This is a genomic window from Flagellimonas abyssi (assembly GCF_019457905.1).
Classification (GTDB): domain Bacteria; phylum Bacteroidota; class Bacteroidia; order Flavobacteriales; family Flavobacteriaceae; genus Flagellimonas; species Flagellimonas abyssi.
Genome location: NZ_JAHZSV010000046.1, coordinates 1 through 4,676, shown reverse-complemented (window position 1 = coordinate 4,676; position 4,676 = coordinate 1). Strand labels below are relative to the sequence as shown.

The window sequence follows — 4,676 nt, the reverse complement described above, 5'->3', positions numbered from 1 at the left end:
TCCTCCTCGGGAAATTCTATCTCATATTTTAAAAAGTCCGGTAAGTCTTTTACACCGATCGGGCCATCCGCCATGATCACGGCTCGTTGTACCACATTTTCAAGTTCCCTTATATTTCCCGGCCAAGAGTAACGTTCCAATATTTTCAGGGCTTCGGAATCCATCCCCAATAAACGATCTCGATACTCCATACCGTATTTTTGAAGGAATCGATCCACCAATAGTGGAATATCCGATTTTCGTTCGCGCAATGGAGGTACCTTGATCTCAACAACGGTCAAACGATAATAGAGGTCTTCCCGAAAGCTCTTTTTCTTGATCTCTTCCGATAGGTCCATATTGGTGGCCGCAACAACACGAAGGTCGACTTTTTCAGAAGTTCGGGAACCGACCTTGGTAATTTCCTTTTCCTGAAGTGCCCTCAATAATTTGGCCTGTACATCTAAACAGGCATTCCCTATTTCATCCAAAAAGAGCGTGCCTCCCGATGCCGCCTGAAAAAAACCGTTTCGGTTTTGGTCGGCCCCGGTAAAGGCCCCTTTGATATATCCAAACAATTCCGCCTCTTGAAGATTTTCTGGAATGGCCCCGCAGTTCACTGCGATAAAGGGTCCTTTACTGTACTTTCCCGAATAATGGATGGCCCTGGCCACCAATTCCTTACCAGTACCACTTTCACCTTGTATCAATACCGTTGCCTTGTTATCCTTTACCCTATCCACAATGGTAAGTACCTGACCAAAAGCGGTGGAATCACCGACCATTTCCTTGAATGCCGGTTGTTGTACCGGGGAGGGAACGGAAATAATAGCTCCTTGATGTTCTTGTCTTTTTTCCAACGCTCTTTCCACGGCCATTTTGAGTTCCTCTTTTGTAAAGGGCTTGGTCAAATAGTCCATAGCTCCGGACTTAAGCACTTCCAAGGCGCCACCAACGGATGGGTATCCTGTAACCACCAATTTTGGCATATTGGGATAATGTTCTTTGGCGTACTTCAATAATTGAATACCATCGACTTCGGGCATTTGAATGTCCGTGATCAATAGGTCTATGGAGGTGTCCTTTAGGATAAACAGGGCTTCTTTAACCGATATGGCCTTAAAAACATGGTAGTTGAACTCTTTGAGCCTTCTTGCCAAGAGTTCCAAGATCTTGATATCATCATCTACAATAAGAATGTTCTCTTTGTTCAGGGCCATGGGCATCATTTTGGAAATTCCAAGGTAAAAATAGTTCCTTTTGGCTTATTGGGTCCATGCCTAATGGTCCCCTTATAGCTTTTAATAATGCCATGGACCACGCTCAGGCCAAGACCTGTGCCCTCCCCGACCGGTTTGGTGGTATAAAAGGGTTCAAAAACCTTGTTTTCCTGGCCAGGTGCTATCCCTTCCCCTTGGTCGATAATATTGATAACGATCTTCTGCTTCTCGCCAAGGAGCTCTACCCTGATCTCTCCGCGTTCAGGGGAGTAATACGCCGCGTTCATGATAAGGTTGAACATGACCTGGGTCAATTGGACCGTATTGGCCTGGATCCTTAAATCATCGTTGTCGTAGGATTTGACGACCGATAACTGTTTTTCCCTAAGGGAGGGCCCCATAAGGCGAACCACACTGTCCATGATCTTGTTCAGCTCGACAACTTCCATCTGTTGTGGCATTTCACAGGTAAAGAACATTAGTTTTTTGACAATTTCCCTGCTGAAAATGGCATTGTCCAAAATCGTTTGTAGATCCTCCTTGGTCCCCGTATCGGTAGCTTTATCCAGCAATAATTCGGCAAACCCCAAAATATTGGCCAAAGGGGTATTCAGTTCATGGGCTATACCCGCAGTGATCTCTCCCATGATATGCAAACGATCATTACGTTCCATTTGTCTTTTCGTTTCCGCTTCGCTATCATGGATCTGTTTACGTTCCATTAGGTTCCCTACGGCCAGACATACATTTTTGAGCAGGGTCCTTTCTTCCGGAAGAAAGTCCTTCAGTGTATAATCCGAAGCTGGATAACCTATGGCTATGGTCCCCTCCACCTTGTTGAACACAATGACGTCACGCGATAGGCAGGTCATAGGCTCCGAAAATCCATGGGTCCGTACCTGATAGTTGCCGATGGAAACCGCCGCCTCGGCAACTTCGGGAAACTGCCACCCTCTTTTAAGACAATAGGCAATGGCTTCCAAGGAAGTTGACAGTTCGTCGTATCCGGAATTCACGATGATAGAGGTAACCTCGTAAAGACAGGTCAACTCTTTTACCCGTTCCTTTAATTTTTGATCTGTATTCTTCATGGCTTTTGAAACGTTTTGACCGTAAAGGTACATACCCTCCAATTGCTATCACATCGCTACGAAAATTTCATCAAAGTCCTTTTACCTAAAGAACATGTCTGCCCTGTGGCCCAGAACTTGGATTCCAATACATTCGCTGTTTTAGTTCCAAAGTCTGGAAAGGACCTTGTGTGCAAAAAATGGGAAAGCACAAACCTGTCCGGGAAAGAAAAGAACTGATACAACTATTTTACCGTGTTCAAATCATCCATAATTCCAATTTTGATCCCCAGTTCCCGAATAAAATGCGTAAGTAGGTAATCCATCCAAATACGGAAGTTACCAAAGAAAACGCACCCCTCCCTTAGGTGGAAACGTCGGACATAGCATACCACTGTCACGGTTCTTCGTCATATTTGGGGATCATTAACCGGTTTGGACAATATCACCTTTTTACGCAATAGGTCAAAGCGAGCCCTGCCATACATTTGTCCTTTAATGCTCTTTATCCGGTTAACGTGGCCTTCTACAGCGCCATTGCCCCAAGGCATTCCAATCGCGTTCTTAACGGCTTTGATATCCCTTGACAGTCCATTGGCAAAAGTGGCCGATCCCGTCATTTTGTATTTTGATCGTTTAATGAATTCGATCCATCGGTAAATGTTGCCACCTCCCGTGGTCAGCATAGTTTTAAAGATCCGCACCAATTTTTGAATAACCAGTAGCTCCGGGATATTGTCCAATAAGGTCTGTAGATATCTCCGCTGATCGGGATTCTTGACAACAGCCGGACAGGAACCGATATATTTGGCGAGCTCCCTTGAGCTCAAGGGTTTTACATAGGGAATTCTCTCCTTTTGTACCTGTGCAAGATCAGGTGTGCATATTCCATGTTTTTCCTTTATGATGTTTATATTGTGATAGGCCTGCGTCCTGCTTCCGTTGTATCCCAATTTATAGATTTCGTCCATTATGTCTTTCACCATATATCCCTGAACGTTCGATCGCGCAACGATGTGTTGGGAAAACAGCCCAATATTGGTCGATCTTGGGTTTGATCTGGGAGGCAATGATTCCAGCGAGAGATAGGAATGGACCGTATTGCGGCCTATGCCCAGATCCCTTGCTATCTTTCGTTTGGATATGCCCTTGGCATGCAGTTCCTTGACCTTGTTGAAAACATCCTGCCTTCGGTCCGTTACTTTTAGGTCCGTTCTTTTTTGGACCTTTGATAATGGGCCCGTTGTTTTTTCCTTCGCATCGCCGGTAATTTGACCATCGGACTTTTTCAAAAGTTCATTGCTTTTATCCTTGATGAGCTTTTGGATTTTTGGGTCCACACTTTTGAAATACCTGTCCAAGGCATCCGATAGGTCGGACAGACCTCATCAATGGCAGAAGAATATGAACTGGCCCTGTCCCTGGTGACAATCTTCACGCCGGGATATTTTGACAACCACTTTTTTAGCTCTTTGCCCTCCCTCGAAGGTAAAATATCAATGGGCCTTGACGTCTCCATATCAACGAGAACGGTTCCATAACTTATCCCTTTTCGATATGCAAAATCATCAACGCCAAGTACCTTTGGTTGGGCTATTTGGGGCAGTTGTTGTTCGTGGGCCATTCGTGCAATGGTCGATTTGCTGACCGAGATCAGTAGTTGTTCCGACAGGGTACTGCCCATTTTACCGGTCAGTTCGATCGACAGGGAATCCAATATCCTTGATACCCTTCGTGTTCTTCTCGAATACCTCAAAATATATGGTGTCCGTTCTGAAAATACTTTTCGGTCACATTGAGGGTTCTGACATTTAAATTTGCGTGTTTTTAGGAAGATAGTGGTCTTGTTTTGAAATACCGGGAGGTCTGATATCGTTCTGGTATAACGATCATGGATTTTATTGCTGTGTTTTTCACAAACGGGACACTTTGCCCGTTTGGCTTTTATTGTAGCATATATTTTAAACAGGGAATGGGAGCAATCAATGTTATTTACAATTGGCCCAGGCATGCCGATCAGTTGCTTTACGGTCATAAGTAGTTGTTTATTAGCTACTTAAAGATATTGGATATCGCCCTATAAAACAAAGGATAAATGTATTTAAACAACTGAATGTCAATAGATTAAATCTAAATCCCCAATGCATGGATTTCCCCAAATATGACGAAGAACCGGCAAACTGAACCATCTATAGCTGATGAAAGTGAGCAGGGCAAATCACCATCAACTCTTTACATCACAAAAGTTTAAAGACAGGTATTAGGCAGTTTAATTTATCCGTTAATGGCGATATATATTGGCCATTCGACCCAATTTGTTTTTATTCGAATAAACAACCTATATTTGTTCATATATACGTTTTGTACACGTTTTCGTGAACACTGTTAATAAGTGAAAAATGAATGC

At 43.8% G+C, this 4,676-nt stretch carries 4 protein-coding genes; all 4 read right to left on the bottom strand.

Annotated features, from left to right (window positions below; genetic code table 11):
- Positions 1-1,199, bottom strand: a 1,199-nt coding sequence (locus K1F36_RS18330) for a sigma-54-dependent transcriptional regulator (RefSeq protein ID WP_220115084.1), incomplete at its 3' end; no start/stop codon positions are given.
- Between the two features lie 5 nt (positions 1,200-1,204).
- Positions 1,205-2,290: a sensor histidine kinase gene (locus K1F36_RS18325; RefSeq protein WP_237688922.1), complete on the bottom strand. Its 1,086-nt coding sequence runs from the start codon at positions 2,288-2,290 to the stop codon at positions 1,205-1,207.
- 389 nt (positions 2,291-2,679) lie between these two features.
- A complete protein-coding gene (locus K1F36_RS18320; RefSeq protein ID WP_313790086.1) occupies positions 2,680-3,609 on the bottom strand; it encodes a helix-turn-helix domain-containing protein in 930 nt (309 codons plus the stop codon).
- Complete coding sequence (locus tag K1F36_RS18315; RefSeq protein ID WP_258539142.1) at positions 3,558-4,280, bottom strand: ISL3 family transposase; 723 nt, start codon at positions 4,278-4,280, stop codon at positions 3,558-3,560. The genes K1F36_RS18320 and K1F36_RS18315 overlap by 52 nt, the downstream gene beginning before the upstream one ends.
- Positions 4,281-4,676 lie beyond the last annotated feature (396 nt).

Bases quoted from the DNA above. Each gene is read 5' to 3' on its own strand.
- K1F36_RS18325 (WP_237688922.1), bottom strand. From the start codon at position 2,290: ATGAAGAATACAGATCAAAAATTAAAGGAACGGGTAAAAGAGTTGACC.
- K1F36_RS18315 (WP_258539142.1), bottom strand. From the start codon at position 4,280: ATGCCTGGGCCAATTGTAAATAACATTGATTGCTCCCATTCCCTGTTT.